This window comes from Candidatus Palauibacter sp. (assembly GCF_965208055.1).
Taxonomy (GTDB): Bacteria; Gemmatimonadota; Gemmatimonadetes; order Palauibacterales; family Palauibacteraceae; genus Palauibacter.
Window position 1 is genome coordinate 1,710,065 of sequence record NZ_CBDBNY010000004.1, and the last position, 23,691, is coordinate 1,733,755.

General features: G+C 69.1%; 19 protein-coding genes. 11 read left to right on the forward strand and 8 right to left on the reverse strand.

Going from position 1 to position 23,691, the window contains the following annotated elements:
• Window positions 1–37: 37 nt before the first annotated feature.
• The 3 genes from dapB (at window position 38) to ACOGXI_RS07645 (ending at window position 3,961) form a co-directional block, all read left to right on the forward strand.
• Window positions 38–844 carry a 4-hydroxy-tetrahydrodipicolinate reductase gene (dapB, locus tag ACOGXI_RS07635; protein ID WP_419938273.1) on the forward strand — a complete coding sequence of 269 codons (807 nt, stop codon included), beginning with the start codon at window positions 38–40 and terminating at the stop codon, window positions 842–844.
• A 277-nt stretch (window positions 845–1,121) separates the two neighbouring features.
• Window positions 1,122–2,510 (forward strand): alkaline phosphatase PhoX, encoded by a 1,389-nt coding sequence (locus ACOGXI_RS07640; protein ID WP_419938274.1) that lies wholly within the window; start codon window positions 1,122–1,124, stop codon window positions 2,508–2,510.
• 95 nt (window positions 2,511–2,605) lie between these two features.
• The gene (locus ACOGXI_RS07645; protein WP_419938275.1) at window positions 2,606–3,961 is read left to right on the forward strand and encodes an Ig-like domain-containing protein; all 1,356 of its coding nucleotides are present in this window, start codon (window positions 2,606–2,608) and stop codon (window positions 3,959–3,961) included.
• Between the two features lie 91 nt (window positions 3,962–4,052).
• Here the strand turns inward: ACOGXI_RS07645 and ACOGXI_RS07650 are convergent, their stop codons facing one another.
• The 3 genes from ACOGXI_RS07650 to ACOGXI_RS07660 form a co-directional block, all read right to left on the reverse strand.
• Entirely contained in the window at window positions 4,053–5,096 is a 1,044-nt protein-coding gene (locus tag ACOGXI_RS07650) for a hypothetical protein (RefSeq protein WP_419938276.1), read from the reverse strand.
• 731 nt (window positions 5,097–5,827) lie between these two features.
• Window positions 5,828–7,882: a CocE/NonD family hydrolase gene (locus ACOGXI_RS07655; RefSeq protein ID WP_419938277.1), complete on the reverse strand. Its 2,055-nt coding sequence runs from the start codon at window positions 7,880–7,882 to the stop codon at window positions 5,828–5,830.
• A gap of 75 nt (window positions 7,883–7,957) precedes the next feature.
• Window positions 7,958–9,559 carry a serine hydrolase domain-containing protein gene (locus tag ACOGXI_RS07660; protein WP_419938278.1) on the reverse strand — a complete coding sequence of 534 codons (1,602 nt, stop codon included), beginning with the start codon at window positions 9,557–9,559 and terminating at the stop codon, window positions 7,958–7,960.
• Between ACOGXI_RS07660 and ACOGXI_RS07665 the strand changes: the two genes are divergently transcribed.
• On the forward strand, window positions 9,549–11,444 hold the full coding sequence (locus ACOGXI_RS07665) for an amidase (RefSeq protein WP_419938279.1): 1,896 nt from the start codon (window positions 9,549–9,551) through the stop codon (window positions 11,442–11,444). The two genes, ACOGXI_RS07660 and ACOGXI_RS07665, sit on opposite strands and share 11 nt — an antisense overlap.
• 55 nt (window positions 11,445–11,499) lie before the next feature.
• Complete coding sequence (locus ACOGXI_RS07670; protein WP_419938280.1) at window positions 11,500–12,621, forward strand: deoxyhypusine synthase family protein; 1,122 nt, start codon at window positions 11,500–11,502, stop codon at window positions 12,619–12,621.
• Window positions 12,622–12,629: 8 nt separating this feature from the next.
• Here the strand turns inward: ACOGXI_RS07670 and surE are convergent, their stop codons facing one another.
• Window positions 12,630–13,559 (reverse strand): 5'/3'-nucleotidase SurE, encoded by a 930-nt coding sequence (surE, locus tag ACOGXI_RS07675; protein WP_419938281.1) that lies wholly within the window; start codon window positions 13,557–13,559, stop codon window positions 12,630–12,632.
• Between the two features lie 99 nt (window positions 13,560–13,658).
• On the opposite strand from surE, the gene ACOGXI_RS07680 reads away from it, so the two are divergent.
• Window positions 13,659–14,129 (forward strand): hypothetical protein, encoded by a 471-nt coding sequence (locus ACOGXI_RS07680; RefSeq protein WP_419938282.1) that lies wholly within the window; start codon window positions 13,659–13,661, stop codon window positions 14,127–14,129.
• A 19-nt stretch (window positions 14,130–14,148) separates the two neighbouring features.
• Here ACOGXI_RS07680 and feoB read toward each other — a convergent pair whose 3' ends face one another.
• Window positions 14,149–16,089, reverse strand: coding sequence for a ferrous iron transport protein B (feoB, locus tag ACOGXI_RS07685; protein WP_419938283.1), 1,941 nt, complete (start codon window positions 16,087–16,089; stop codon window positions 14,149–14,151).
• A 111-nt stretch (window positions 16,090–16,200) separates the two neighbouring features.
• Between feoB and ACOGXI_RS07690 the strand changes: the two genes are divergently transcribed.
• On the forward strand, window positions 16,201–16,512 hold the full coding sequence (locus ACOGXI_RS07690) for a FeoA family protein (protein WP_419938284.1): 312 nt from the start codon (window positions 16,201–16,203) through the stop codon (window positions 16,510–16,512).
• Window positions 16,513–16,567: 55 nt separating this feature from the next.
• On the opposite strand, the gene ACOGXI_RS07695 is transcribed toward ACOGXI_RS07690, so the two are convergent.
• The gene (locus tag ACOGXI_RS07695; RefSeq protein WP_419938285.1) at window positions 16,568–17,038 is read right to left on the reverse strand and encodes a DinB family protein; all 471 of its coding nucleotides are present in this window, start codon (window positions 17,036–17,038) and stop codon (window positions 16,568–16,570) included.
• A 165-nt stretch (window positions 17,039–17,203) separates the two neighbouring features.
• On the opposite strand from ACOGXI_RS07695, the gene ACOGXI_RS07700 reads away from it, so the two are divergent.
• Both ACOGXI_RS07700 and ACOGXI_RS07705 read left to right on the forward strand, forming a co-directional pair.
• Window positions 17,204–17,659 (forward strand): hypothetical protein, encoded by a 456-nt coding sequence (locus ACOGXI_RS07700; RefSeq protein ID WP_419938286.1) that lies wholly within the window; start codon window positions 17,204–17,206, stop codon window positions 17,657–17,659.
• Window positions 17,656–18,981, forward strand: a complete 1,326-nt coding sequence (locus ACOGXI_RS07705; protein ID WP_419938287.1) for a flavin monoamine oxidase family protein — start codon at window positions 17,656–17,658, stop codon at window positions 18,979–18,981. The genes ACOGXI_RS07700 and ACOGXI_RS07705 overlap by 4 nt, the downstream gene beginning before the upstream one ends.
• Window positions 18,982–18,985: 4 nt before the next feature.
• Here ACOGXI_RS07705 and ACOGXI_RS07710 read toward each other — a convergent pair whose 3' ends face one another.
• Together ACOGXI_RS07710 and ACOGXI_RS07715 are read right to left on the reverse strand one after the other, a co-directional pair.
• Window positions 18,986–20,293, reverse strand: coding sequence for a hypothetical protein (locus ACOGXI_RS07710; RefSeq protein WP_419938288.1), 1,308 nt, complete (start codon window positions 20,291–20,293; stop codon window positions 18,986–18,988).
• Window positions 20,294–20,325: 32 nt separating this feature from the next.
• Window positions 20,326–21,648 (reverse strand): hypothetical protein, encoded by a 1,323-nt coding sequence (locus tag ACOGXI_RS07715; RefSeq protein WP_419938289.1) that lies wholly within the window; start codon window positions 21,646–21,648, stop codon window positions 20,326–20,328.
• Between the two features lie 112 nt (window positions 21,649–21,760).
• Here ACOGXI_RS07715 and ACOGXI_RS07720 point away from each other — a divergent pair, with 112 nt between their 5' ends.
• Together ACOGXI_RS07720 and ACOGXI_RS07725 are read left to right on the forward strand one after the other, a co-directional pair.
• Window positions 21,761–23,161, forward strand: coding sequence for an MBL fold metallo-hydrolase (locus ACOGXI_RS07720; RefSeq protein WP_419938290.1), 1,401 nt, complete (start codon window positions 21,761–21,763; stop codon window positions 23,159–23,161).
• Between the two features lie 50 nt (window positions 23,162–23,211).
• Window positions 23,212–23,655 carry an SRPBCC family protein gene (locus ACOGXI_RS07725; RefSeq protein WP_419938291.1) on the forward strand — a complete coding sequence of 148 codons (444 nt, stop codon included), beginning with the start codon at window positions 23,212–23,214 and terminating at the stop codon, window positions 23,653–23,655.
• Window positions 23,656–23,691: the final 36 nt, after the last annotated feature.

Consider the following 23,691-nt stretch of genomic DNA (forward strand, 5'->3'; position numbering starts at 1 on the left):
AGAACTTCGGGAGCGGCGACGGAAGACAGGAGTGAACGTGACGATTCGGGTCTGCGTAGGTGGGGCGACGGGCTGGACGGGCGAGAGCATCGTGTCCGCCGTCCTCGGTGCCGAGGAGTTCGAACTGGTGGGCGCGGTGGCGCGGCAGGCGGCGGGCAAGACGGTGGGGGCCCTTCGCGGGGAGGCGGACGGTTCGGCGGTCCGCGTCGCCGCCACCGCGCGGGCGGCGCTCGAAGTCCCGGCGGACGTCTACATCGACTACACTCACCCGACGGCCGTGTACGGCAACGTGATGGCCGCGATCGAGGCGGGCGTGGCCGCCGTGGTGGGAACCTCGGGGCTGGCGGCGCGCGAATATGCGGAAATCGACCGTGCCGCCCGCGCCCGGGGCGTGGGCGTGATCGCGGCGGGCAACTTCTCGGTCACGGCGGCACTGCTGAAGCATTTCTCCGGGATCGCCGCGCGACATGTGCCGCACTGGGAGATCGTGGACATGGGCTCGGCGGGGAAACCCGACGCACCCAGCGGCACCGCACGGGAGTTGGCCGAGTTTCTGGGAACGGTCGCGGACAACAAACTCGCCCGGCCGGTCGCCGGGACTCTTGGGTCGCGCGAGGCAAGGGGGGCCACGATCGGGGGCGCGCAGGTACATTCGCTCCGGCTCCCGAGCTACATCATCTCCGTGGAGTCGATCTTCGGCCTACACGATGAACGCCTGACGATCCGGCACGACGCGGGGTCGAGCGCGGTGCCTTATGTGGCCGGCACCCTCCTCGCCTCGCGACTGGCGCCCGAGCGCGTGGGTCTTACGCAGGGCCTCGACCGGCTGCTCTTCGACTCGTAATTCCCCCTGCGCCCGACGGCCGGGAACGTCCCCGGCCTCCCTCCGCGCCGGCCGACGACGGATCTTCCCCAACATCGGAGAGCGGGGCGTCGGCCTTGCGCACGCACGCCCGCATAATTTTTATGCACGACTTTCAGCAATGTTTTTGGGCGTGAGACGCGATTCATCATTGAAGATGACAACCAAGATTTCGGGGCGGGCTCGAGGTGCTGGTCAGCAGCGGGCTTCCCGGCGCGGAAGCCTGGAGACGATGATAAACGCCAACATGGAGGGATCGATGAGCGAGATTCCCCGGCGCGACTTCGTCCGCCGAGCCGGACGTCTGGCGGGGGCGGCCGCGATCGCCCCTTCGCTGGCCGGGCTCGCGGCCTGCGCCGAGAGTCCGTCCGCTCCGGCTCCGGTGAAGCTTGCCGGATCCAGGCGGACCGGGAACGGGTATGGGCCCTTGCGCCACGCCGGTCCGGAACTGGCGCTGCCGGACGGATTCTCCTACACGATCCTCGGCGTGGAATGCAGTCCGATGTCCGATGGAACGTTGACGCCCCGCGCTCACGACGGGATGGGCGCCTTCCCGGTGAGCGACGATGTCGTTCGCCTCGTGAGAAACCATGAGGACCGGGACCTGCCCGGCCTGGCAATGCCGCTGGTCCCGCCGGACCTGGCGTACGATCCCCAAGGGGGCGGCGGAACGACGACCCTGGAGGTCCGGCTGGACGCGGATGGACGCCCGACCCTGCTGCGCGACTTCGTGAGCCTCGGGGGGACCATAGTCAACTGCGCGGGTGGCGTGACACCGTGGCGCAGTTGGCTGTCGTGCGAGGAAACGACCGAGGGACGACGGGACGGCGGCTGGTCCGTCCCCCACGGATATGTGTTCGAGGTCTCCGCGGACGCCGACGGGCCGGTACGGCCGGAGCCCCTGAAAGCGATGGGACGTTTCTCACACGAGGCGGTAGCGGTGGATCCCGACACCGGCTTCGTCTATGAGACGGAAGATTACGGCAGCCGCGTGGGTTTCTATCGCTTTAGACCCCGCACTCCGGGCGTCCTGGCGGATGGGGGCACCCTGGAGATGCTCGCCGTACGCGGCGACCCTCAAGTGGATCTCCGCACCGGCCAGAACACGGGAACCTGGCGCGAAGTCGAGTGGGTTCCGATCGAACGTCCCGATCCGCCCGAGGCCGAGGATGAACCGACGACTGTTTGGCGCGAAGGGTACGAAGAAGGCGGAGCCCGGTTCTCGCGTCTCGAGGGCTGCTGGTACGGCGACCGCAGCATCTATTTTCATTCCACCAACGGCGGGAACGCCGAACTGGGGCAGGTCTGGCGGTACGTGCCCGCGGAGGAATCGCTGGTCCTCGTGTACGAGTCGCGTGCGGCGGACGTCTTGGACAGCCCCGACAATATCACGGTCAGCCCCAGGGGCGGCATTCTCGTCTGCGAAGACAACGGCGCGGCGACACATCTTCGAGGTCTGTCGCCTTCGGGAGAGATCTTCCCCTTCGCTCGGAACCTCCTCAACCGGCGCGAGTTCGCGGGGGCGTGCTTCAGCCCGGATGGCCGGACGTTGTTCTTCAACCTTCAGGGCGATCTGGACTTCACGGGGCCGGGCGACCTGAGCTACACGTTCGCGGTCTGGGGACCATGGGAACGAGGGGCGCTGTGAACCGGCTTCAGGCACCGCGCACGATGAGAGCGCACATGCGGGTTGGGGCGGTCCGTACAACAGGGACCAATAATCGATATCGCCGGGGCGACACAATGAACGAACGAACAACCATCCGAATCAACGGACTCCGAGACCGCGACCTGTTTCGGTCGTTGCTCCTTGTCGCGGCTCTTTTCGGGATCGCCTCCTGTGGAGGAGACGGGACCACGGAGCCGCCACCCCCGCCGCCACCCCCGCCGCCGGCGGCTCCCGTGGCGGTCGGCTCGATACCGGCCCAGGTCATGACGGCGGGACAGTCGGTGACCGTGGACGTGACTCCGTTCTTCAGCGATCCGGATGGGGGGACCCTGACTTACACCGCCGCCTCATCCGACGACGGCGTGGTCTCCGTTTCCCTGTCCGGCGGCAGCCTGACGGTGACCGCGGTGGCGGCGGGGACGGCGACGGTGACCGTGACGGCGACCGACCCGGATGGGCTGACGGCGATGCAGAGCGCGAACATCACGGTCGAGGCGGCCAACCGGGCGCCGGAGGCGGTGGGGGCGATTCCCGCGCAGACGATGACGGCCGGCCAGAGCGCGACCGTCGATGTGTCCGCCTTCTTCAGCGACCCGGACGGAGACGAGCTGACGTACGCGGCGGAGTCGAGCGACGCGGCGGTGGCCACCGCGAGCGTCGAGGGCGGCAGCCTGACGGTGACCGCGGTGGCGGCGGGGACGGCGACGGTGACGGTCACGGCCGCGGACCCGGACGGCCTGACCGCGACGCAAGGCGCCGAGGTGACGGTGGAAGCTAGTAGCGCCGGATTCCGGGACGACTTCGAATCCGCCGCGAGCCTGGACGATTGGGAGATCGTTGAAGGGCGGGCCTCCGTATCCGATGGCCTGCTGCGCCTGACAAACACCGACGACGAGCCCGGATGGATGCGCAACTTCTTCGATTTTTCGCTGACGTCCTGGACGCTTCGCGCGAGAATGTCCCGGGCCGAGGGGCGTGGCCGGGTATCCCTTGCGTGGTATACGGGCAACGAGCGGTACACTACCTTCTCGTTCGACATCAAGAGGAACAGCAGCGGCAACTACGCTTTGTACATGTGGGATGACGAGGAGGAGGACTGGATCAAGCTCGACGACCAGTCCGGCGAGTCGGACGCCGTCAACGACGGCGCGGGCGAAATGACGGAGATTACGATCATCCGGGAGGAGGGAGAGTTGATCGGGCTGGCCGGAGACACGGAACTCTTCCGTTGGCGACTGAACAAGACCGCTGCCCCCTTGTTCGATGAGTTAACCGGGGTCGAGCTTCACTATGACAGCTCCAGCGGCGACAGATCGGGACTTTACGACTGGGTGGAGGCGACCGGCATCGAGACCGGCGGGGCGATGGCGGATCCGCCTGTGGCGAGATCAGTGCCGGAATCCGCGCGGTCTGCCAGGAAACGCCGCTGACATCTCCATCGTGAACGAAGGCCGGCGACGCGGCAGCACCGGATTCGCGACGTCATGGTGTGCCGCGGCCGGTGCCGGGGCGGGAACGTTCTCAGCCTTCCGGCCGGTTCGCGACGATCGCGATCCGAGCCCCGTCGGGGCTTACCGCGAGGCGAGTGATGCCGCCCACGCCCAAGTCGGAGAAGTCGGCGATCTCGGTCCAGTCCGAACCTTCCGACCTGGCGTAGAGCCGCCCGCCGTCCCCCATGATGATCTCCCCCTCCGGCGTCCACGCGTAGTCCTCGCGCCCCGGCAGCGTGCGGGTGATCCGCTCCGTCGTTCCTGCGACAGGGTCGAGGCGCTCGATCCACCATTCGTCGTCCGAGACCTTTCGTACGAAGGAGATCTCCTCCGTCCCCGGAATCCGGTGGATGGACCGGCCGGGGCGCTCGGCGACGACCTCGATCTCGCCCGTGAGGGCGTCCGCCACCTGAAGCGTGGGCGGGTCTCCGAGGATGAACATCGCGACGATGTGCTCGTTGGCCCACGCGTGGTATCCGACCGGCTCCGCGGTGGAGAAAATCGGCCCGACGGGGTCACCGGAGAGCGCGTAGCGCCAAAGGTACTGCCTGCCCCGTATCTCGTGGATCGCGGAGAAGGCGTCCTGGCCGGGGATCTGGAGCGGTGAGAACTCGCTCGCTTCGGCCGTGTGCGTCAGGCGCTCCGACGCTCCGGGCTCGGCCAGACGCGCGACCTCCGTCTGGGTTCGATCCACGGCGGACGTGTAGAGGATCGCGGAGCCGTCGAGCAAGAAACTCGGCTGGTTGTCGTAGCCGTCGCGGTCCGTCGCTCGGCCCGCATCCGGGATGGACAACGCACCACCTTCGCGGACCAGCGCGGCCACCCAGATGTCCGTGGAGGGAGCACCCGCAGCCGTCGGGGTGTAACTCTCGGGCGCCGATCCGATCTCGGGCATTGGCCCGTCGGGCGGCACCGCCGGGAAGGATACCGCCGTCCCCCCGTCGGCGGTCGCGGAAGCCTCGCCCGCCGCCGACGCTCCGCCGTCTCCCGGCGCACACGCCGCCGCCACGGTGAATCCTCCGAACGCCAGTACCGGCGCCGCGCGCGCCGTCCGCCGCAGTCTCCGCTGGATCATTCGTCCCATCTCCTTTTTCTGTTGACGCATCCCGATGCCTCTACACTGTCTCGGAAGCGAGTCTTGCGGTAGAGCCGTAGTGGAGGCCCGCGATTTGCACCGCCGAAAAGGAGCTGGGACATGACGCTCGAACCGCTGAACCGCGGAGCCCCCGCCAACCCCCTCTCTGCCAACACGCGCGAGACACGAGAGGAGAAAGAGCCCCTCTCTCGGGGGAGGGCAAGCGAAGCGCGGCGGCTTCCGCCGCGGATCCGGAGGTGTCGGCGAAACTGAATCGGAAAGTGTCTCACACTCGTTGGCAGGTTCCGCCCGGGCCGTCCGATTCGTGACGCTGTCCGTTCTCACACTGCTCCTCGCGTGTGGCGACGATCCCACAGCCCCCACACCTCCCTCCCCGGTGACCCCCGTACCGGACTTCGTCTCCGTTACGCCGCCGTCGGCCACGCTCTCGGCACCGGGCGACACCGTGCGGTTGACGGCCGCTACGGGAGACGCCGAGGGAGCGCCGGCGGTCTCGGTCGATCATCCGGACCGGATTGCACTCGTGCGGTTCTACTGGGCGACCGGAGGGGAGAACTGGATCCGCAAGGGCAACCGCGCTTTCGGGCCTGGCTGGCACGGATCGAGACGAAGAGCGTGACGCCGTGCCGCGACGGCGGAGCTCGCTAAGTGTCGTATTCCGGCCTCCCGGCCCGTAAACGCGTTCCCGCGGGAACGTCCGTGGGCGTCGGCTAACGCGGCAGGACGCCGAGGATCACGCGCGACGGGTGCGCCGCCGACCGGTATACGGTCTGCGTCGCGGCCCGGTAGTCCCCCGGTAACGCCGTGTACGTGTCGACGAACGTCTGCGGGTTGCGGTCGTAGGCCGGGAACCAGGAACTCTGGACGTGGACCATGAGTCGGTGTCCCGCCTTGAAGGTGTGGAAGCGGTCGCGCAGGTCGATCTCGATCCGCGTCACCTCTCCCGGGACCATCGGCTCGGGGTTCTCGAGGTCGTTTCGGAAGCGGCCGCGCATGATCTCCCCCGCCAGGTGCATCTGGTAGCCGCCCATGGGGACGTCGCAGTTCGGGCTGGGCGGCGCGTCAGCGGGATAGACGTCGATCAGCTTGACGATCCAGTCGGAGTCCGTCCCCGTCGTGGAGACGAAGATCTCGGCCCCGATCGGACCCGCGATCGTGAGGTCCTCCTCCAGCGGTTCCGACTGGTAGACGAGGACATCCGGGCGCTCCGAAGCGAAGCGCTGGTCCTCCACCTTCCACAGGTGGCCCAGCGTGGTGCGCTCCTCGGCCGAGAACGGTACGGGATTCGCCGGATCGCTCACGTACGAATCGGCGTGCGCGTCGGCGACCGCATCCCCGGCCGACCCGGCGGCGGAGTCCGCGGCCCGCGTCGGGGGCCCGAAGCCCAGCGTCCCGTCCGGTCCCAGGTAAAGACTCACGGGGGTGACGTCCGCCGGCGGCCATGAATCGTAGGCGCGCCACTCGTTCGTCCCCGTGAGGAAGACGTTGGCCTCCGTCGCGTCCCACGTCCCCTCGTCCTTCAGGTGGTGCTCGAAGAAGGGGAGCTGGAACTCCCGCTGGAAGTGGAGCGAGGTCTTCGTGTCGAAGGCGATGCAGCCGAGGAAGTCGCCGTCCATCCGCCGCCAGCCGCCGTGCAGCCAGGGGCCGACGACGAGCGTGTTCTCGAGGCCGGGGTTCTCCGCCTCGACCGTCCGGTAGATGGACATGGGGCCGTAGAAGTCCTCGGTGTCGAACCAGCCCGCCACGTTGAGCGTCGCGGGGCGGACGTCGTCCAGGTAGCGCAGCGCGTTCTGCGCCTGCCAGAACTCGTCGTAGTCGGGGTGCTCGATGAAGTCGCGCCACGCCGGCACGTCGCCGTGGAAGTAGAGTTCGTCCACCGTGGCGGCGGACCCGGCGTTGAGGAAGAAGTCGTAGCCGGAGGGCGTGCCGTAGTCGAAGCGGGCCCCGCGCGTCGAGGTCGGGCCGTCGCGGCGGCGGGCGTTCCCGGACAGCCACGAGAAGGCGTACATGATCCGGAAGGCGCCGTTATGGTGCCAGTCGTCGCCGATGAACATGTCCGAGGGCGAGGCCTGGGGCGACGCCGCCACGAGGGCGGGGTGCGCGTCCACCATCCCCATTACCGTCTGCCAGCCGGGATAGGAGATCCCCCACTGCCCCACGCGTCCGTTGTGGTTCTCGACGTTCGCGAGCAGCCACTCGATCGTGTCGTAGTTGTCCGTGATCTCGTCGGTGTCGGTCGGGCCGCGGGGTTCCGGCGCGGGGGCGCGGATGACCTCGAACTCGCCCTCGGACCTGAACTGCCCGCGCACGTCCTGAAAGGCGAAGATGTATCCCGAGCGGTCGAACTCCTCGGAGGGACCGAGCGGGTTCCGGTATTCGCCCGGCTCGTAGGGGCCGATGGAATACGGAGTCCGGAAGAGGAGGATGGGATACTCCCGCGAGCGGTCACGCGGCTCGTAGACGAGCGTGTAGAGTTCGATCCCGTCCCGCATTGCGACCACGTGCTCGGTCTTCTCGTAGTTCTCCAGCAGGAAGTCGTGGTGCGCCGCGGCGATGGCCTCGGCTTCGGTCTGGGCAGCCTCGGTCTGGGCAGCGGCGGCCCGGGCGGGAGTCTGCGGCGGAGCGTCGGCCGCGTCGCCCCGTGGCCCGCACGCGACCAGCCACGCGGCGGTCGCCCAGATCGCGAACGCCCGCAGCGAGAAGGCCGGCGGCAACGCGGATCCACGCCCGATTCGACGGTCCGACGGGTCCGATCGCGTCATCATGGTTCCCTTCCTGCACAGGTCGTTTCGCAGATGATCGCCGCTGGAGGCGGAACCCCCTGCGGCCTCAGCACGGTCTCACCGGCGGCGAAGCTCCGCCCAGTGCGTAAGCGCGTTGCCGAGGCGCACGTTCGGGAGCGTGATGGCCGTCACCGAGCCGTTCAGGATGTTGTCTCGGAGGTTGAGTTCCAGCGAGAGCACGTAGTCGGTCCGGTTCGCGTCCTCCGTGCCGATGTCGCCCTTGAAGCCGCCCCTCAGGTATTCGCCGTCGAAGCGGGCGTTGTTGAGCAGCGTCCACAGTTGATCCCCCAACCGGACGTGGACGCGGCCGCCGTCGTCGATCGCGAGCGCCAGCCGGTGCGGTCCGAGGTGGGTGTCCACTTCGCCGACCCAGTCCCCGGCGAGGTCGGGCATCGGCGTGAACGCGATCAGCGGCACCGCGGCGTCCCCGGCCCCCTCGAGGATCCCCTCACGTTCAAGCCGGTGCGGGCCGGGAACTTGCGGCCGCGTCGGTTTCGGCACGGCGTCCGGGTACAGCGTGTGCCAGATGAGGTTCGAGATGTAGCCGGTGAGGGGCGTCGCCGAGTTCGAGAGGACGACGACGGCCGCGTTCTCCTCCGGGGCGATCGCGAGTTCCGTGCGGACGCCGCCCATGCCGCCGCCGTGGCGCTGGAGGCGGAGTCCCCCCGGGAGGGCTCGCAGCGCCCAGCCGAGTCCGTATTCGTTGCCGGGGGCACTCTCCCGGATCGGACGGCGCATCGCCTCGGTCGCCGCGTCGGAGATGATCCTGCGTTGATCATCGAGGTCGCGCCCGAGGTGGAACATGCCGAAGCGGACGAGGTCGTGGGCGCTGCTGAACACGGCGGAGCCGCCGGGGTGGTCGAAATCGTAGAACGGGATCGGACTCTGGTCCGTCGCGTACCGAGTCGCCGTGAAGTGCTCGAGCCCCGGTCCGATGCCGACCGACGTCCGGGTGAGGCCCAGCGGCTGAAACACCTCGTCGCGCATGAAGTCGGGGTACGACTGCCCCGAGACGCGCTCGATGATGTAGTCGAGGATCCCGTAGCCGAGATTCGAGTAGTTCCAGCGTTCGTCCGGCGCCGTGACGAGGTTCGCGTAGCGCCGGATCGTCTCGTCCATGTGGGGCCGGCGGTACGATTCGTCCTCGTAGAAGAACTGGTAGTGGAGGGGGAGGCCCGCCGTGTGGCTGGCCACGCGCCGCACCGTGGCGCGCGCCGCGTCCCAGGCCCGCCCGTCGATCTTCGCGGGACCGAGGTAGTCGTTCGCCGGCGCGTCGAGGTCGACGAGGCCCCGTTCCACGAGGACCATGAGACCGGTCGCCGTGATCGGCTTCGAGATCGAGGCGAGCGAGTACATCGTGTGTTCGGTGGCAGGGATCCGACGCTCGCGGTCCGCCCACCCGAACCCCTCCTCCCACACGACTTCTCCGCCCAGCGCGACGGCGACAGCCATGGAGGGCTGGTCCCAGGCCACGAGCGCGCTCCGGATCTCGTCCCGCACGGACGAGAAGTCGGGGACGGGCTGGCCCTGCAGCTCGGCCGCGCTCAGACACAGGAAGCCGACGGACGCGACAGCGAGCCACGGGACGCCGATCCGCAGGGCGCCGGACCGGGCGACGCCAGGCCCCGGGGTGCCGGGATGTCTGAGGGTGTCCTTCATCCGCATCTCCTTCCGGGAGGGGTGGCTCTGGACGGTGGAGCGTGACGCGGGCGGGCGTCAATGGGCCGCGGACGGGACGGACTCATTGACCGCCGGCCGAAGCCGCTTCCATGATGCGTCCATCGATCTGACGGGCCGACTCGGGGTCGAGGTCATCCCCGGAGCTCGGCGGGCTGGGAAACAGGATGGGACGATGTCCGAAATGTCCGAAATGGATCGCCGCACCTTCGTGCGAACCGGCGCCGCGGCCGGCGCGTTTCTTTCGCTGGGCGGCTGTCGGGCGCCCGGTGGCGACTCCGGGGCGGGGCGGGACGGCGCTGCGGGGGCGAGATCCCGGGCGGGGAGCGACCTGCCGGACTTCGCGCTCGACGAGATCACGATCGACGACGTCCACGCGGGGATGCGGTCGGGCGAGTACACCTGCCGGTCGATCACGGAGATGTACCTGGAGCGGATCGAGGCGCTGAACCGGCAGGGACCGCGGCTGTTCGCGGTGCTCGAGACGAATCCGGACGCCCTCCAGATCGCCGACCAACTCGACCGCGAGTTCCAGGCCTCGGGGCCCCGGGGGCCGCTGCACGGGATCCCGCTTCTGCTGAAGGACAACATCGACACGGCGGACGGAATGACGACGACGGCCGGGTCGACGGCGCTCCTCGGGTCCATCGCCCCGCAGGATTCGTTTGTCGCGGCGGGATTGCGCGGCGCCGGGGCGCTTCTGCTCGGCAAGGCGAACATGAGCGAGTGGGCGGGCTGGAAGTCGTTCGAGTTCGGGGCGTCGGGCTGGAGCGGCCGCGGGTGGGACGGCGGCCGGGGCGGCTTCTGCAAGAACCCGTACGCGCTCGATCGCACGCCGGGCGGGTCGAGTTCCGGGTCCGGGTCGGCGGCCGCGGCCAACCTCGCAGTCGCGGCGATCGGCTCGGAGACCGACGGCTCGATCGTCGGCCCGTCGTCGCGGAACTGCCTCGTCGGCATCAAGCCCACGATCGGCCTCCACAGCCGGGGCGGGGTCATCCCCATCGCCCACAGCCAGGACAGCACCGGCCCCATGGCCCGCACCGTGCGCGACGCCGCGATCATGCTCGGCACCATGGTCGGTGTCGACGCCCGCGACCCGCTGACCGCCGCGAGCGCGGGCAACTTCCTGACCGACTACACCGGCGCGCTGGACCCGGGCGGACTCAGCGGCGCCCGCGTCGGCGTCCTGCGCGAGTACGCCGGCTTCGACCGCCGCGTGGACGCCCTGTTCGAGGAGGCGCTCAACGCGATGCGGGCGGAGGGCGCGACCGTCGTCGACCCCGTGACGCTCCCTGAGGAACTCTGGTTCGGCAACGAGTACGAGATGGAGGTGCTGTACCACGAGTTCAAGCACGATCTGAACGCCTATCTCGCCTCGCTCGGACCGGACGCGCCGATAAAGTCGCTGGCCGAACTCATCGAGTACAACGAGGCGAATCACGACCTCGAACTCGCCCTCTACGGGCAGGAACTGCACGTGCGGTCCCAGGAGCGCGGCCCGCTCACGGACCAGCGCTACCTCGACGCGCTCGCCATGAGCCACCGGCTCTCGCGGGAGCAGGGGATCGACCGCGCCATGGACGAGCACCAACTCGACGCTCTCGTCGGGATCACGGCGGGCATCCCCGCGCTGCAGGATCCGCTCGACGCCTCGGACGGGGGTGGCGGGGGATGCTCGACGCCCCCGGCCATGGCGGCCTATCCGAACATGACGGTCCCGATGGGCTTCATCGGAGGGCTCCCGGTCGGGATGTCGCTGTGCGGCCGCGCCTGGAGCGAGGCGACGCTCATCCGGCTCGCGTACGGCTTCGAGCAGGCGACGAACGTCCGGCGCCCGCCGACGTTCCAGCCCACGCTGCTGATCTGAGCGGTCCTGCGGCGGCACCCCCGCGACCGACCTCGTTCGGGACTCCGAACCCCGGGTGCACAGCGTGACGCTGACCGACTTCATCGACCGTCATTACCGCCACTTCAACGCGGCGGCGCTGCGAGCGGCGGCCGAGGCCTGGCGCGATCTGATCGATGGCGGGGGACAGATGCTCCTCACGCTGGCGGGCGCCATGAGCACGGCGGAACTCGGGCTCTCCCTCGCGGAGATGATCCGGGCCGGGAAGGTGCATGCGATCTGCGCCACCGGCGCGAACCTCGAAGAAGACCTCTTCAATCTGGTGGCACACGACCATTACCGGCGCATTCCCGACTGGCGCGCGCTCACCGCGGCACAGGAGAAGGATCTCGAGCGGCGGGGGCTGAACCGCGTCACCGACACCTGCATCCCCGAGGCCGAGGCGTTTCGCGCGGTTGGGACGCCGCTGGGTGAGCTGTGGCGGGCAGCCGACGCCGCGGGCGAGCACCGACTCCCGCACGAGTACCTCTACCAACTGATCTGCAACCGCGCGCTTGCGGACTGCTACCGGATCGATCCGGCCGATTCGTGGCTGGTGGCCGCGGCCGAGGCGGATCTCCCCCTGTTCGTGCCGGGCTGGGAAGACTCTACGCTGGGCAATTTTCTCGTCGCGGAACAACTCGCCGGCGGACTGAGCCGCCCCGGCCCCGTGCTCGCCGGCACGGAGTACATGGCCGCGCTCGCCGATTGGTACGCGCACACGACGACAGGCTGTGCGCTGACGGACCTCCCCGAGATCGACGCGAAGCCGGACGCAGGGCCGGAGGCAAGGCCGGACGCGCGGCCTGGCCTGGAGCCGGGCCCGGAGCCGACACCGGCAGCGGATCCGGTGCGCGCACCGGGCGCTGGCCCGAACGGAAGCCCGGTGGGATTCTTCCAGATCGGGGGCGGGATCGCGGGCGACTTCCCGATCTGCGTCGTCCCGATGATCCGGCAGGACCTCCGCCGCTGGTGCCCTTATTGGGCGTACTTCTGCCAGATCAGCGACTCCACGGCGAGCTACGGATCGTACTCCGGCGCCGTCCCCAACGAGAAGATCACCTGGGGCAAGCTGGACGTGGACACGCCGAAGTTCGTCATCGAATCCGACGCGACGATCGTCGCCCCCCTCGTATTCGGCTACGTCCTCGGCTGGTAGGCGGCGGCCTACCTCCCGTCTTCGTCAGCCCCGAGGAGCGCCTCGAGGTCCCACCCCTCCAGAACGTCGACCATCGGGCGGTCCGTCCAGTCGAAGCGGAGCGGGGTGATCGTGACGAGACCTTCATTGTGCGCTTCGGTGTCGCTCCCGGCCGGGATGGCATCCGGCGGCCCGAACACGGGACGGAACCGGCGCTCTCCCTCGGCGTCCTCACCCGGCTCCGGCTCCGTCTCTTCATAGTCGATGCCGAAGTAGCTGCCGCCCATGGGCCGCGCGGCGATGCCGGCGGTTTCCTCCGCGGTAGCCGCCGGGAAGTTGAGCGAATAGACGATGCCGGTCTCCGGCCCCCGGCGACGCAGCTCGGCCACGAAGCGGGCGACGACGCCGGCCGCGTGTTCGAACCCGCCCGGGCGCCCGCCCTGCGACGCCGCCACAGCCGGGATCCGCAGATACGCTCCCATCATCGCGGCCCCGATCGTCCCGGACATGTGCGAGACCTCGCCGATGTTCGCGCCCCGGTTGATCCCGCTCACGACGAGGTCGAAGCCGGATTCCGGCGCCAGTGCGCGGACGGCGAAGAGGACGGCGCCGGCCGGCGTGGCGTCGACGCACTGCCCCGCCAGGCCGGCGGTCCCCCCGTCGCCGGCATCCTCCGCCTCTGGGTAGGTGCGGAGCCGGATCTCCTGGTTGAGGCCGATGGACATGCTCGTCCCGCTCTGCTGGCCGCAGGGGGCCACGACCGTCACCTCGCCCACCGTGCGCAGCGCCGCCGCGAGTTCCTGGATACCCGGCGATTCAATCCCGTCGTCGTTCGTGACGAGGATGTGGAAGGGAGTGCCGTCCGCCGGAGCCTCCGTTGCAGGCTCCCCACCGCACCCGAGCGCACCGGCCCACGCGACCCCCGCGAGCACACACATTGTCCCGATACCGGCTCTCATCGGCGGCCCCTTTTCCTCGTCACGTCGTCTGTTGTTTCCGACCCTCGCGATGGATAGTCTCGCCCGGACCGATCCGTGGCAAAGCCGAGAGGAGGCCGAGTGAAAACCATCCTGAAGCTGGCGGGCCTCGTCGTGCTGCTGAACGTCGTGCGCTACACCGTGGGAGGGTTCATCGAAGGCTTCACCATCATGGAGCCCATGCACCGCCCGCTGCCCCTCTTCCCGGAGGCATTCGACCAGGACTTCTCGTCCACCGACTTCATGATCTCGCTGGGCTACAACTACGCGATGTGGTTCGTCGCCGCGGTCGTCTTCCATCTCCTGAACCCCGTGCTCAAGGGCTCGCTCTGGGTCCGCAGCCTGAAGAGCTACCTGTTGATGGCGGCCTTCTTCTGCGCGCTGGCCGCCATCTACATGAACCACTACGTGGCCGGGATCCGGCCCTTCTACTACTGGAGTATGGTCGACGCGCTCATCGTCTTCACTGTCGTAGCGCTCGCCAACGCCCTGCTCTACCCCGTCTTCTTCCGCGACCGGGCCGGCGTTCAGGGGCGAGAAGACGCCGTCTGAGCGACCCCAGGGGGGCGCGTCAGAACAGTTGGTTTGCGGCCAGGGCCCCGGCGTAGGCGAGGGCGAGCATGTAGCCGAACTGGGTCAGCGGCCATTTCCAGCCGGCCGTCTCCCTCCGCATCATGGCAACCGTGGACATGCACTGAAGCGCGAACACGAAGAAGACGAGCAGCGCCACCGCCCCCCCGAAATCCAGATCCCGCTGCAGGGCGGCCCGCAGTTCGAGGGACGTCTCGTCGGTGTCCTCGATTCCGTAGATCGTGCCGAGCGTGCCGACGATGACCTCGCGCGCGGCGAGGGAGGAGACGAGACCCACTCCGATCCTCCAGTCGAACCCGAGCGGTTCGATCGCCGGCTCGATCACCTGCCCCATCTGTCCGAGCGCGCTCTCCTCGACCGGCGGCGGGGCGCCGTCGACCCGCGGGAACTGAGCCAGGACCCAGAGGACGACGGTCACGGCGAGGATGATCTTCCCGACCCTCCGGAGGAAAATCTTGCTACGGTCAAGCAGCCGAAGCCCGAGCGTCCGCAGCGAGGGGATCCGGTACGGCGGCAGCTCCATCACGAACCCGGACGGCTTCCCGCGCAGCAGGGTGCGGCGGAGGAGGAAGGCGGTGCCGACCGCCGCGGCGAGCCCCAGCGCGTAGAGGCCGAGCATCGTGGCGGCCCGCGTCCCGACGAACGGCCCCAGCAGCGGACGCTCGGGGATGAACGCCGCGATCAGGAGCGCGTACACCGGCAGCCGCGCCGAGCAGGTCATGAACGGGGCGATGAACATGGTCGCCATCCGGTCGCGCTCGTCCTCCACGGTGCGCGAGGAGAGGATCGCCGGGACCGCGCACGCGTAGGCCGAGAGGAGCGGCAGGAACGCGCGTCCCTGAAGGCCGACCCTCAGCATCGTGCGGTCGGCGATCACCGCGGCCCGCGCCATGTAGCCGGAGTCCTCCAGGATCCCCAGGAAGAGGAAGAGGATGAGGATCTGGGGGAGGAAAACGAGGACGGAGCCCACCCCCGCCCACACGCCGTCGATGAGGAGGTCGCGGAACCAGCTCGCCGGAAGACGCGCCGCGACCCACTCGCCGGAGGAGGCGATGGCGAGTTCGACCCCGTCCATGATCGGCGTGGCCCAGGCGAAGATGGCCTGGAAGACGAGCACCGCGATGACGAGGAAGACCGCTGGCCCCGCGATCCGGTGCAGGAAGACCGCGTCGAGACGTTGCGTCAGCTTCGGCGGACCGGCCGAGCTGTATTGCGCCGCCGCGAGCGCCTGCTGGACGGCTTCGCGACGGCGGGAGAGCGCGTCGAGCGTGGGGAGTCCGGCTCGCACCCGGGATCCCGACGCCGACGCCGACGCCGACCCCGACTTCGCGCGGGTCTCGGGCGCCGACGGGCGCACGGCCACCCGGTCCAGGAAGTCGGCGACCGCTTCCACACCGCGCCCCGTCCGGGCGTCTGTGCGGACAACCTCCACCCCGAACGCTTCGGCGAGCGCCTCGTCGTCCAGGCCGCCACCCCCCGCCTCGAGTTCGTCCGCCATGTTGAGGACGAGCAGCGTGGGGCGCTCGCGTTCGAGGACGGGGCCGACGAGCATGAGCTGCGTCTCGAGCCGGACGGCGTCTACGATGAGTACGATGGCCTCGGGCGCCCGCAGCCCTTCGATTCGGCCCTCCAGCGCGTCGCGCGTGATGCGCTCGTCCGCGGAACGGGCCGAGAAGCCGCTCACCCCGGGCAGGTCGACGATGTCCAACTCGACGCCCGACGCGAAGCGCGCCCGGCCGACGTGCTTCTCGACCGTGACGCCGGGATAGTTCGCGACCTTCTGGCGCAGCCCCGTCAGACGGTTGAAGAGCGTCGTCTTGCCGGAGTTGGGCGGCCCGATGAGCGCGACCACGGGCGGCCCCGAATCCGGGACATCCGTGCGGGGGCTTCCGGCGCGTGGCGCGGTCGCGACTGGGGACATGACGGGAAACAACCGATAACGATTATCGTTAGTTGAGACTGGTTCTCAACCGGGGAGGACGCTAGTATGTTCTGCTTCGATGGTCAAACCAGGTTGAGGGGGCAACGCGGCGTGAAAAACGGAAGATCGAACGGCGAAGTCGCGGCAGCCGAACGGCTGGCGGTCTCGAACTCCGCGAACGGTTCCCCTGCGTCTTCCCGTACGTCGCTGATGGACGCACCGCTGCGGCAGGCGGTCGAACTCGAGCGCATCGACGCCCCGAACGAGGAAGTCGAACCCCTCCTTGAGCGCGGCATCCTGCCGGGCTGCCGACTGCGCCGCGTCCGCAATTCTCCCGCGGGGGACCCAATCATCTCCGTCGAGGGCACCCTCCTCGCGCTGCGCCGCGAATCCGCCGCGCAGATCTTCGTGCGCGAGATCTAGCCGCTCCTTCACCCTTCCGGCGCGACCCGCTCGCGCTGGCGCCCCTCGCAACGCCTTACGCGTAGGGCATCACCGGCACCTTGCCGAGCAGACGCGCATAGACCGTGAGCGCGCCCCGGTGGTGCGCCGTGTGATCCGTGATCCCGTTCACGACCGCCCCTCGCGGCTGGCCTTCCATGATCCTGGGATCGCCGATCGGCGCGCGGAGATCCTCGTCCGACGCGGACCCGATGACCTCGATCGCGCGGCCGTAGGCCCGGTCGACCCAGGCGATCGCTTCGGCGAGTGAAGTCACGGCCCTCGCCTCCTCGAGATGTCCCTCGAAGTCCATGTTCCAGCCGTCGCCGAAGGCGCCGTCGACGAACCAGTCGACCGTACCGGCGGCGTGCGCCACGTGGCCGGCCACGGTGAAGACATCCGGGTTGGGCCCGAAACCCGAGTCGTCCTCCGTGAACGTCTCGAGGGTCTTCTTGAACAGGTGCATGGACATGGAAAGGTCGGCGGTCAGACGTTCGGCGTAGGACATGGATGCTCCGTGAGTGTTGTTATTCGGTTTTTATTCGGATCGCGCGAGACGATGCCGGCGGGCCGGGGTAATGTCAAGCGGGCCCGGCCGGCCCGGCTGGATTCACCGGGGACGCCTCGGCCCTAGTTTCCTCGGGCACACCGCGAACCGAAACCGGGAAAGCCGATGGGACCAGACGCGCACGCCAGCACCGCGAGCAACGGGAGCACGCCCGTCGGCGTGGGAGGCTGGCTGCTGGTTTACCTTCTTGGTTCCATCCCCTTCCTGCTCCTCCATTCGGCGGGCTTGTCGGGGTGGTTTCTCGACTACGCCCTCTGGCTGCTGATCGCGATCTTCCTGCTCCTCGCTTCCCCGCTCGCTCTCATCCTCGTGAAGTCGTCCCGAGCCCCGAGGTGGAACATCGTCGCGCTGTGGGTCATCGCCCTCCCGATCACGCTGCGCGCGGCCGCCGTCCCTTTCTATCAGGAGACGGGCGGGCGGGCGCAGAGGAGCCCCGAGGAATGGGCGGCCGCGATCGCGATCCTCGCGGTCATCGTGCTCGGATCCCTGGCGTGGGCGACGATCTGGACGGCCTACTTCCGGCGCTCGCTCCGAGTACGGAACACCTTCAACCGGTCATGAAGAAGGCAACTGTCAGCCGCCGGAACTTTCTCGTCCGGGGCAGCGGCGCCCTGGTCTCTCTCTCCCTGGGCGCCGGCTGCTCGGACAACGGCATGGGTCCGGTCGTCGGTGTGCCCCCCGCGCCGCCTCCACCACCGCCGCCGCCTCAGGATCAGATCGACGTGATCGTGGTGGGCGCCGGTCTGTCCGGGCTGGTCGCCGCGTACGAGTTGGTCCGCGCGGGGCACGATGTCCGGGTTCTGGAAGCAAGGGACGCAGCCGGGGGCCGGGCGCAGACACTTCGCGAGCCCTTCGACGACGGGCTCATCGCCGAATCCGGCCCGGCCCGCATCCCGCCCGACCATGACCGAACGCTCGGCTACATCGACCACTTCGGCATCGAGACATCTCCCTTCTATACGCAGGAAGGCGAGTACCTCATCGTTCCCGATCAGGGGGACCCCTACCGGGAGACGCCGGACGTGTTCCTCGCCGGAGGGCGGGACGCGTGGCTCAAGATGCCGGCCGGGACCGATGCCTTGCCGATGGCCTTCGCCGAGGCGCTCGGAGACCGTGTGCGGTACGGGTCGCCGGTGACGAGGGTGGTCCGGGACGACGGCGGGGTCGTGGCCACCCACGGAGCCGACGACGACGCGGAGGAACTGAGGGGCGCGCGCCTCATCTGCACGGTCCCCCTCCCCGTCATCGACCAGATCGTGTTCGACCCCGTCCTCTCGGAAGCAAAGCGAGCGGCGTTCGAAGCCACCTCCTACGAAGACGTCACCCGGGTCTACGTCCAGTACGCGGAACGAGCCTGGGAGGACGACGGCTTGAACGGATGGGGGTTGTCGCTTGTGGAGGGATTCTCGGAGTTCTGGCATCCCACCTGGAACCAGGAAGGGCCTCGGGGGATTCTGATGTCCTACCTGTTCGGAGACATGGCTCGCGCGGTCGCGGCGATGGAGGCCGGCGCCATCGTGCCCGACTTCATCGACCGCTTCGATGGCCTGTTCCCCGGCTCACGCGAGGTCGCGGAGCACGGAACCCACTTCGCGTGGGAGGACCAGCCCTGGATCGGGGCGGCCTACACGCAGTACAACCCCCCGTTCTCGGAACTCCCGGAACTGGCATCGCCCGAAGGCCCCATTCACTTCGCCGGCGAGCACGCCTCGGGGGACCGGGGGTGGATGCAGGGAGCTCTCCAGTCGGGACTGCGGGCTGCACGGGAGATCGATGCGACGGTGACGGGGGAGCGCTCCCGCGCGACCGTGGCCATCTCGCGGCGGCGGCTGGTGCGCCGTCTTGCGGGTGTCCCCCGTGTGCCGGAATGGCTGGCGCCTTGAACCGTTACCGAGTGAGCGCGGACCGGCCCGCGCCCGGGGGAGGTCGCGCGGATTCCAGGCGGATCGCGGGCGGGAGCCGCCACACGGTGATGACGGGGACGTCGAACTCGTCCGCTCCGATGAACGCGACGAGGCCGCCCGGGCCGAAGGCGTCCGGCATGTCGGGCAGCGCCGCGGTCCCTGTCTGGAGCGTGCCCAGGTAGCGTCCGTCCGGCGCGATCACGTCGATGGGGCCCGGCTCGTCCGCGCCCGGCTCCGTGCTCCGCTGGACCCACAGCGTGCCGTCCCAAGTGGCGCGCACGGCCGCGATGAGGGGCACTTCCGGGAAGAACCGCATGTTCTCCGCAGCCGCCAGCCAAGCCGTCTTGACGTCATTCACGAGCGCGACCATCTCCGGCGTCGGCGTCCCGAACCATGTGTCCCTTCGGCTCCGTCGTATCTCGACCAGACGTTCGCGCTCCGTGCGTTTCATCTCGTCCGTCACTGGCAGCGGCTGGATGGGTCGGCGCAGGATCCGCGATACCGTGCCGGAAGGATCGGTGAGCTTCAGGGCGTAGCCCGAGGAATCCGAGAACACGACCTTGCCCGAAGGCAGCACGTCGAACAGGACCTCCGGCTCGAACCCCCATACTTCGCCGATTATGTCCTCGATCTCCCTGTTGCCGCGGTCGCGGCTTTCCTCCCGCTGATGCGGGGGCCAGGCCTCCACCAGCGTGTGCTCCGCCACTTCCTCCGACGACATATCGACCCGCACGATCGAACGCTCGCTGCGACCGATCAGCGACCGGGAACCCGTCCATGCCGGTCGGAGTCCCGGGCGGCTCGCGATGCCGAACCCCGAGCCCGATTCCCGCACGGTGTCTTCGAACTCGCCGTTGGGACTGAAGATGTGGTATCCCCTGCGCATCATATCCTCGACGACCGCGCGACCGTCCTCCCACACGACGAGTTGGGTCGGCGCGCGGAACTCGCCCGGACCCCCGCCGGCGCGACCGAAGTCGCGCACGTATTGACCGACGGCGTTCACCACGACCACATGCGAGGTGCCCGCCAGTCTCGCCCCGTTCAGCAGGTAGAGGTTGCCCGCACCGTCGAAGGCTACGTTCTGGATGGCGGAGAACTGCTCCCACTCGGCCGTCGCCGCGGCCGACCCGAGGCGGTACACGAGCTGGAGATCCGGCGACAGGGGAAGATCCTCGGCGGGAAGATCGACGACCTCCTGGGCTTGCAGGCCGGCGGCTCCCAACGCAGCGACGAACACTCCGTTGAGGAACGTCCCGGTAAGGACGGTCGCTCGCGATCTCCGTCCCATCAGGAGGTTCCCTTCATCGAGCCGGTGGAGGTTCATCGAGCCGGGGGAGGTCGCGCGGATTCCAGGCGGATCGCGGGCGGGAGCCGCCACACGGTGATGACGGGGACGTCGAACTCGTCCGCTCCGATGAACGCGACGAGGCCGCCCGGGCCGAAGGCGTCCGGCATGTCGGGCAGCGCCGCGGTCCCTGTCTGGAGCGTGCCCAGGTAGCGTCCGTCCGGCGCGATCACGTCGATGGGGCCCGGCTCGTCCGCGCCCGGCTCCGTGCTCCGCTGGACCCACAGCGCGCCGTCCCAGGCCGTGCGCACGGCCGCGATGAGGGGCACTTCGGGAAAGAACCGCATGTTCTCGACCGCCTCGCGTTGCAGCGACCTGTAGTTGTCGATGAACTCGAGGACCGAGGGGGGCGGTGGGCCCCCGCGCTGGGTGAGCGTGCGATTGCTCTCGATCTCGAGCCGCCGTTCGCGCTCCACCTCCTCCATCTCCTCCGTCACGGCCAGCGGCCGGATGGGACGGCGCAGGATACGCGAGACCGTGCCCGACGGATCGGTGAGCTTGATGGCCCAGGCCGACGAGTCCGAGAACGCGACGCCGCCCGAAGGCAGCGCGTCGAACAGGAGGTCCGGTTCGAACCCCCATGCCTCGCCGATCATGTCTTCGAGATCGCCGCTCCGCGGGCCCTCGTCCTCGACCGGCGCCCATGCCTCGACGAGTACCTGATCCCGGACATCCTCCGAGGACATGTCCACGCGCTGGATCGTGCGCCGGCTGTGCCCGATCAGGGTGCGGGCGCCCGTCCGCTCGGGGCGGAGGCCCGGGCGGCGCGCCATCGCGACCAGGCCCCCTCCACTCTCTCTCACCATGCGCTCGAACTCGCCGGCGGGACTGAACACGTGGTATCCAGCGTACATCATGTCCTCGACCAGGACCTGCCCGTCCTCCCACACCACGAGTTGCGTCGCGGCGCGGAACTCGCCCGGGCCGTCACCGGCGCGACCGAAGCTGTTCACGAATCCGCCCGCCGCGTCCACCACGACGACGCGCACGTCGGCAGATGTCTGTGTCCCGTCCAGCAGATAGAGGTTGCTCGCGCCGTCGAAGGCGACGCCGGAGATGGAGGTGAACTCCTCCCATTCGGCCGCCGCTGCGGCGGATCCGATGTTGTACACCAACTCGAGGTCCGGCGAGACGGAGACATCGTCGGCTGGAAGGTCGACGATCTCCTGGGCATGAAGACCCGCCGCCCCGAGCACGGCCGCGCACGTCGCCCCAAGCACCACCCCGAGTGCCGCCACCAATCCGGCGGCGCATGCCGCGGCGAGCCGCGGTCCAAGGCTGGCATTCGGTCGTGACATCCGCCTCATCTTGGCAGCCCCCTGTCGCGGCTTAGGTTCGTTCGGGTGTAGGCGCGGTGCCCGACCCGTCTCCACGGCCGATTCCGCGCCGCCTACTATGGAGGTAGTAGATATGATCCGCAAGTGCTCTTCCGGTTCGTTCACCGGCACGCCGACCCCTCTGATCTCTCGTATCCCGCATCTCACTCTCGTCGCTCTTGGCGCCTCCGCCGCGTGGGTCGGCTGCGGAGGAGGAGAGGCGCCATCCGACGAACCCTCGGGGGCCGCGACCGCTGCCGCCGCCGACGCGACGCCGCAGTTCGAGACGACGGAGGTCGCCGAGGGGGTGTACCAGTTCCGCTGGATCGGACACAATGCCCTGTTCGCCGTGACCTCGGAGGGGGTCTTCGCCTTCGATCCGATCTCCGTCGAGGCGGCCGGCACCTATGCGGAGGAGATCCGCCGCGTCGCGCCGGGGGTCGAACTCGTGGCCATCGTGTACAGCCACAACCACGCGGACCACGCGACGGGCGCCGAGGTGCTGCGCGAGGCGTTCGGGGCCGATGTCCCCATCTACGCGCACCGGAACGCGGACGCGCCGCTACGGGAAGCCGCGAATCCCGACCTTCCCCCGCCCACGGCCACCTTCGATGAGACGATGACGCTCGCGGGCGGCGAGATCGAACTCCACTACCTGGGCCGAAGCCACAGCGACGACATCGCCGTCGGCTTCCTGCCGGCGCACAGCCTTGCCTTCGCGGTGGACTTCGTGTCGCGCGACCGGTTCGGGTACCAGGACCTCTCCAGCTTCCACTTCCCCGACATGTTCGGCGCGATCGAGGGCCTGCTCGAGATCCCGTTCGAGACGATCGTGTTCGGGCACGGGCCATCGGGAGACCGCGCCGCCATTGAGCGGCAGTTGACCTACTACCGGGACCTGGACGCGGCCGTGCGGGCCGCCGTCGAGGCGGGCCTGAGCGAGGACGAGACGGCCGAGACCGTCGTCATGGAGGACTACAGCCACTGGGACCGGTACGACGACTGGCGTGAACTCAACGTGCGCGGCATGCACCGGAAGCTCTCGGCGGCCGGCGTGGGAGAGGACGAGGAGGAGGGCGAGCACGGGGAAGGCGGCGAGGAAGGCGAGGGTGAGCACGGCGAGGGGCGCGGGGAGCACGACGGCAATAGCGGTGAACACGGCGGCGAGGGCGGACACGACGAGGGGGACGAGGGCGAAGAATCGGGCGAGTACCTCGGACGAGACGAGACGTGGGACGCGACGCGACGCGGGGCGCGCCTGATCCTCTCCTTCAACCCGGGTGCGAGCGCGTTCGCCGGGACCGTGGAGAACACGACGGGCGAGACGCTCTGCGCCGTTCGGGTCGAAGTCCACCTGTCGTCGGGCACGGAACTGGGGCCTACACAGCGCACGGATCTCGCACCGGGCGCCGCGACCGCGGTCGAACTGGAGACCGACGGAGAGGCGTTCGAGCGCTGGACCGCACACCCCGAAGTGTCGCGATGCGCAGGGTAGGAGACGTTCCCGCGGGAACGTCTCGCCGCGCTCCGACCTGACGAGGTCCCGTGAAGGACCGCGTCTTCACCGTCTTTCAGTGGGTGCCATGCCCGCTCGAGCGGACCTTCGCGTTCTTCTCCGACGCCCATAACCTGGAGCGGATCACGCCGCCCTGGGTGAAGTTCCGGGTCGTGACCCCGCCTCCGATCGAGATGGGAGTGGGAACCCTGATCGACTATCGCCTGCGCCTGCGGGGTGTCCCTCTCCGCTGGCGGAGCGAGATCACCCGCTGGGATCCGCCACACGGCTTCGTCGACGAGCAGCGCCGCGGCCCGTACCGGAAGTGGATCCACGAGCACCGCTTCCGCTCGGAGGACGAGGGCACGCGCGTGGAGGACCGCGTCACCTACGCCGTTCCGGGCGGCGCGCTGATCGACCGCCGGTTCGTCCACCCGGATCTCGACCGGATCTTCGAGTATCGGCATCGCACCATCGCGGAACTGCTCGGGTAACGCTGCCAGACGTTCCCGCGGGAACGTCTCCCGGCG

Coding starts and splice junctions, on each gene's coding strand:
- ACOGXI_RS07640 (WP_419938274.1), top strand. CDS start 1,122: ATGAGCGAGATTCCCCGGCGCGACTTCGTCCGCCGAGCCGGACGTCTG.
- ACOGXI_RS07645 (WP_419938275.1), top strand. CDS start 2,606: ATGAACGAACGAACAACCATCCGAATCAACGGACTCCGAGACCGCGAC.
- ACOGXI_RS07650 (WP_419938276.1), bottom strand. CDS start 5,096: ATGATCCAGCGGAGACTGCGGCGGACGGCGCGCGCGGCGCCGGTACTG.
- ACOGXI_RS07655 (WP_419938277.1), bottom strand. CDS start 7,882: ATGATGACGCGATCGGACCCGTCGGACCGTCGAATCGGGCGTGGATCC.
- ACOGXI_RS07660 (WP_419938278.1), bottom strand. CDS start 9,559: ATGAAGGACACCCTCAGACATCCCGGCACCCCGGGGCCTGGCGTCGCC.
- surE (WP_419938281.1), bottom strand. CDS start 13,559: ATGAGAGCCGGTATCGGGACAATGTGTGTGCTCGCGGGGGTCGCGTGG.
- feoB (WP_419938283.1), bottom strand. CDS start 16,089: ATGTCCCCAGTCGCGACCGCGCCACGCGCCGGAAGCCCCCGCACGGAT.
- ACOGXI_RS07695 (WP_419938285.1), bottom strand. CDS start 17,038: ATGTCCTACGCCGAACGTCTGACCGCCGACCTTTCCATGTCCATGCAC.
- ACOGXI_RS07700 (WP_419938286.1), top strand. CDS start 17,204: ATGGGACCAGACGCGCACGCCAGCACCGCGAGCAACGGGAGCACGCCC.
- ACOGXI_RS07705 (WP_419938287.1), top strand. CDS start 17,656: ATGAAGAAGGCAACTGTCAGCCGCCGGAACTTTCTCGTCCGGGGCAGC.
- ACOGXI_RS07710 (WP_419938288.1), bottom strand. CDS start 20,293: ATGGGACGGAGATCGCGAGCGACCGTCCTTACCGGGACGTTCCTCAAC.
- ACOGXI_RS07715 (WP_419938289.1), bottom strand. CDS start 21,648: ATGTCACGACCGAATGCCAGCCTTGGACCGCGGCTCGCCGCGGCATGC.
- ACOGXI_RS07720 (WP_419938290.1), top strand. CDS start 21,761: ATGATCCGCAAGTGCTCTTCCGGTTCGTTCACCGGCACGCCGACCCCT.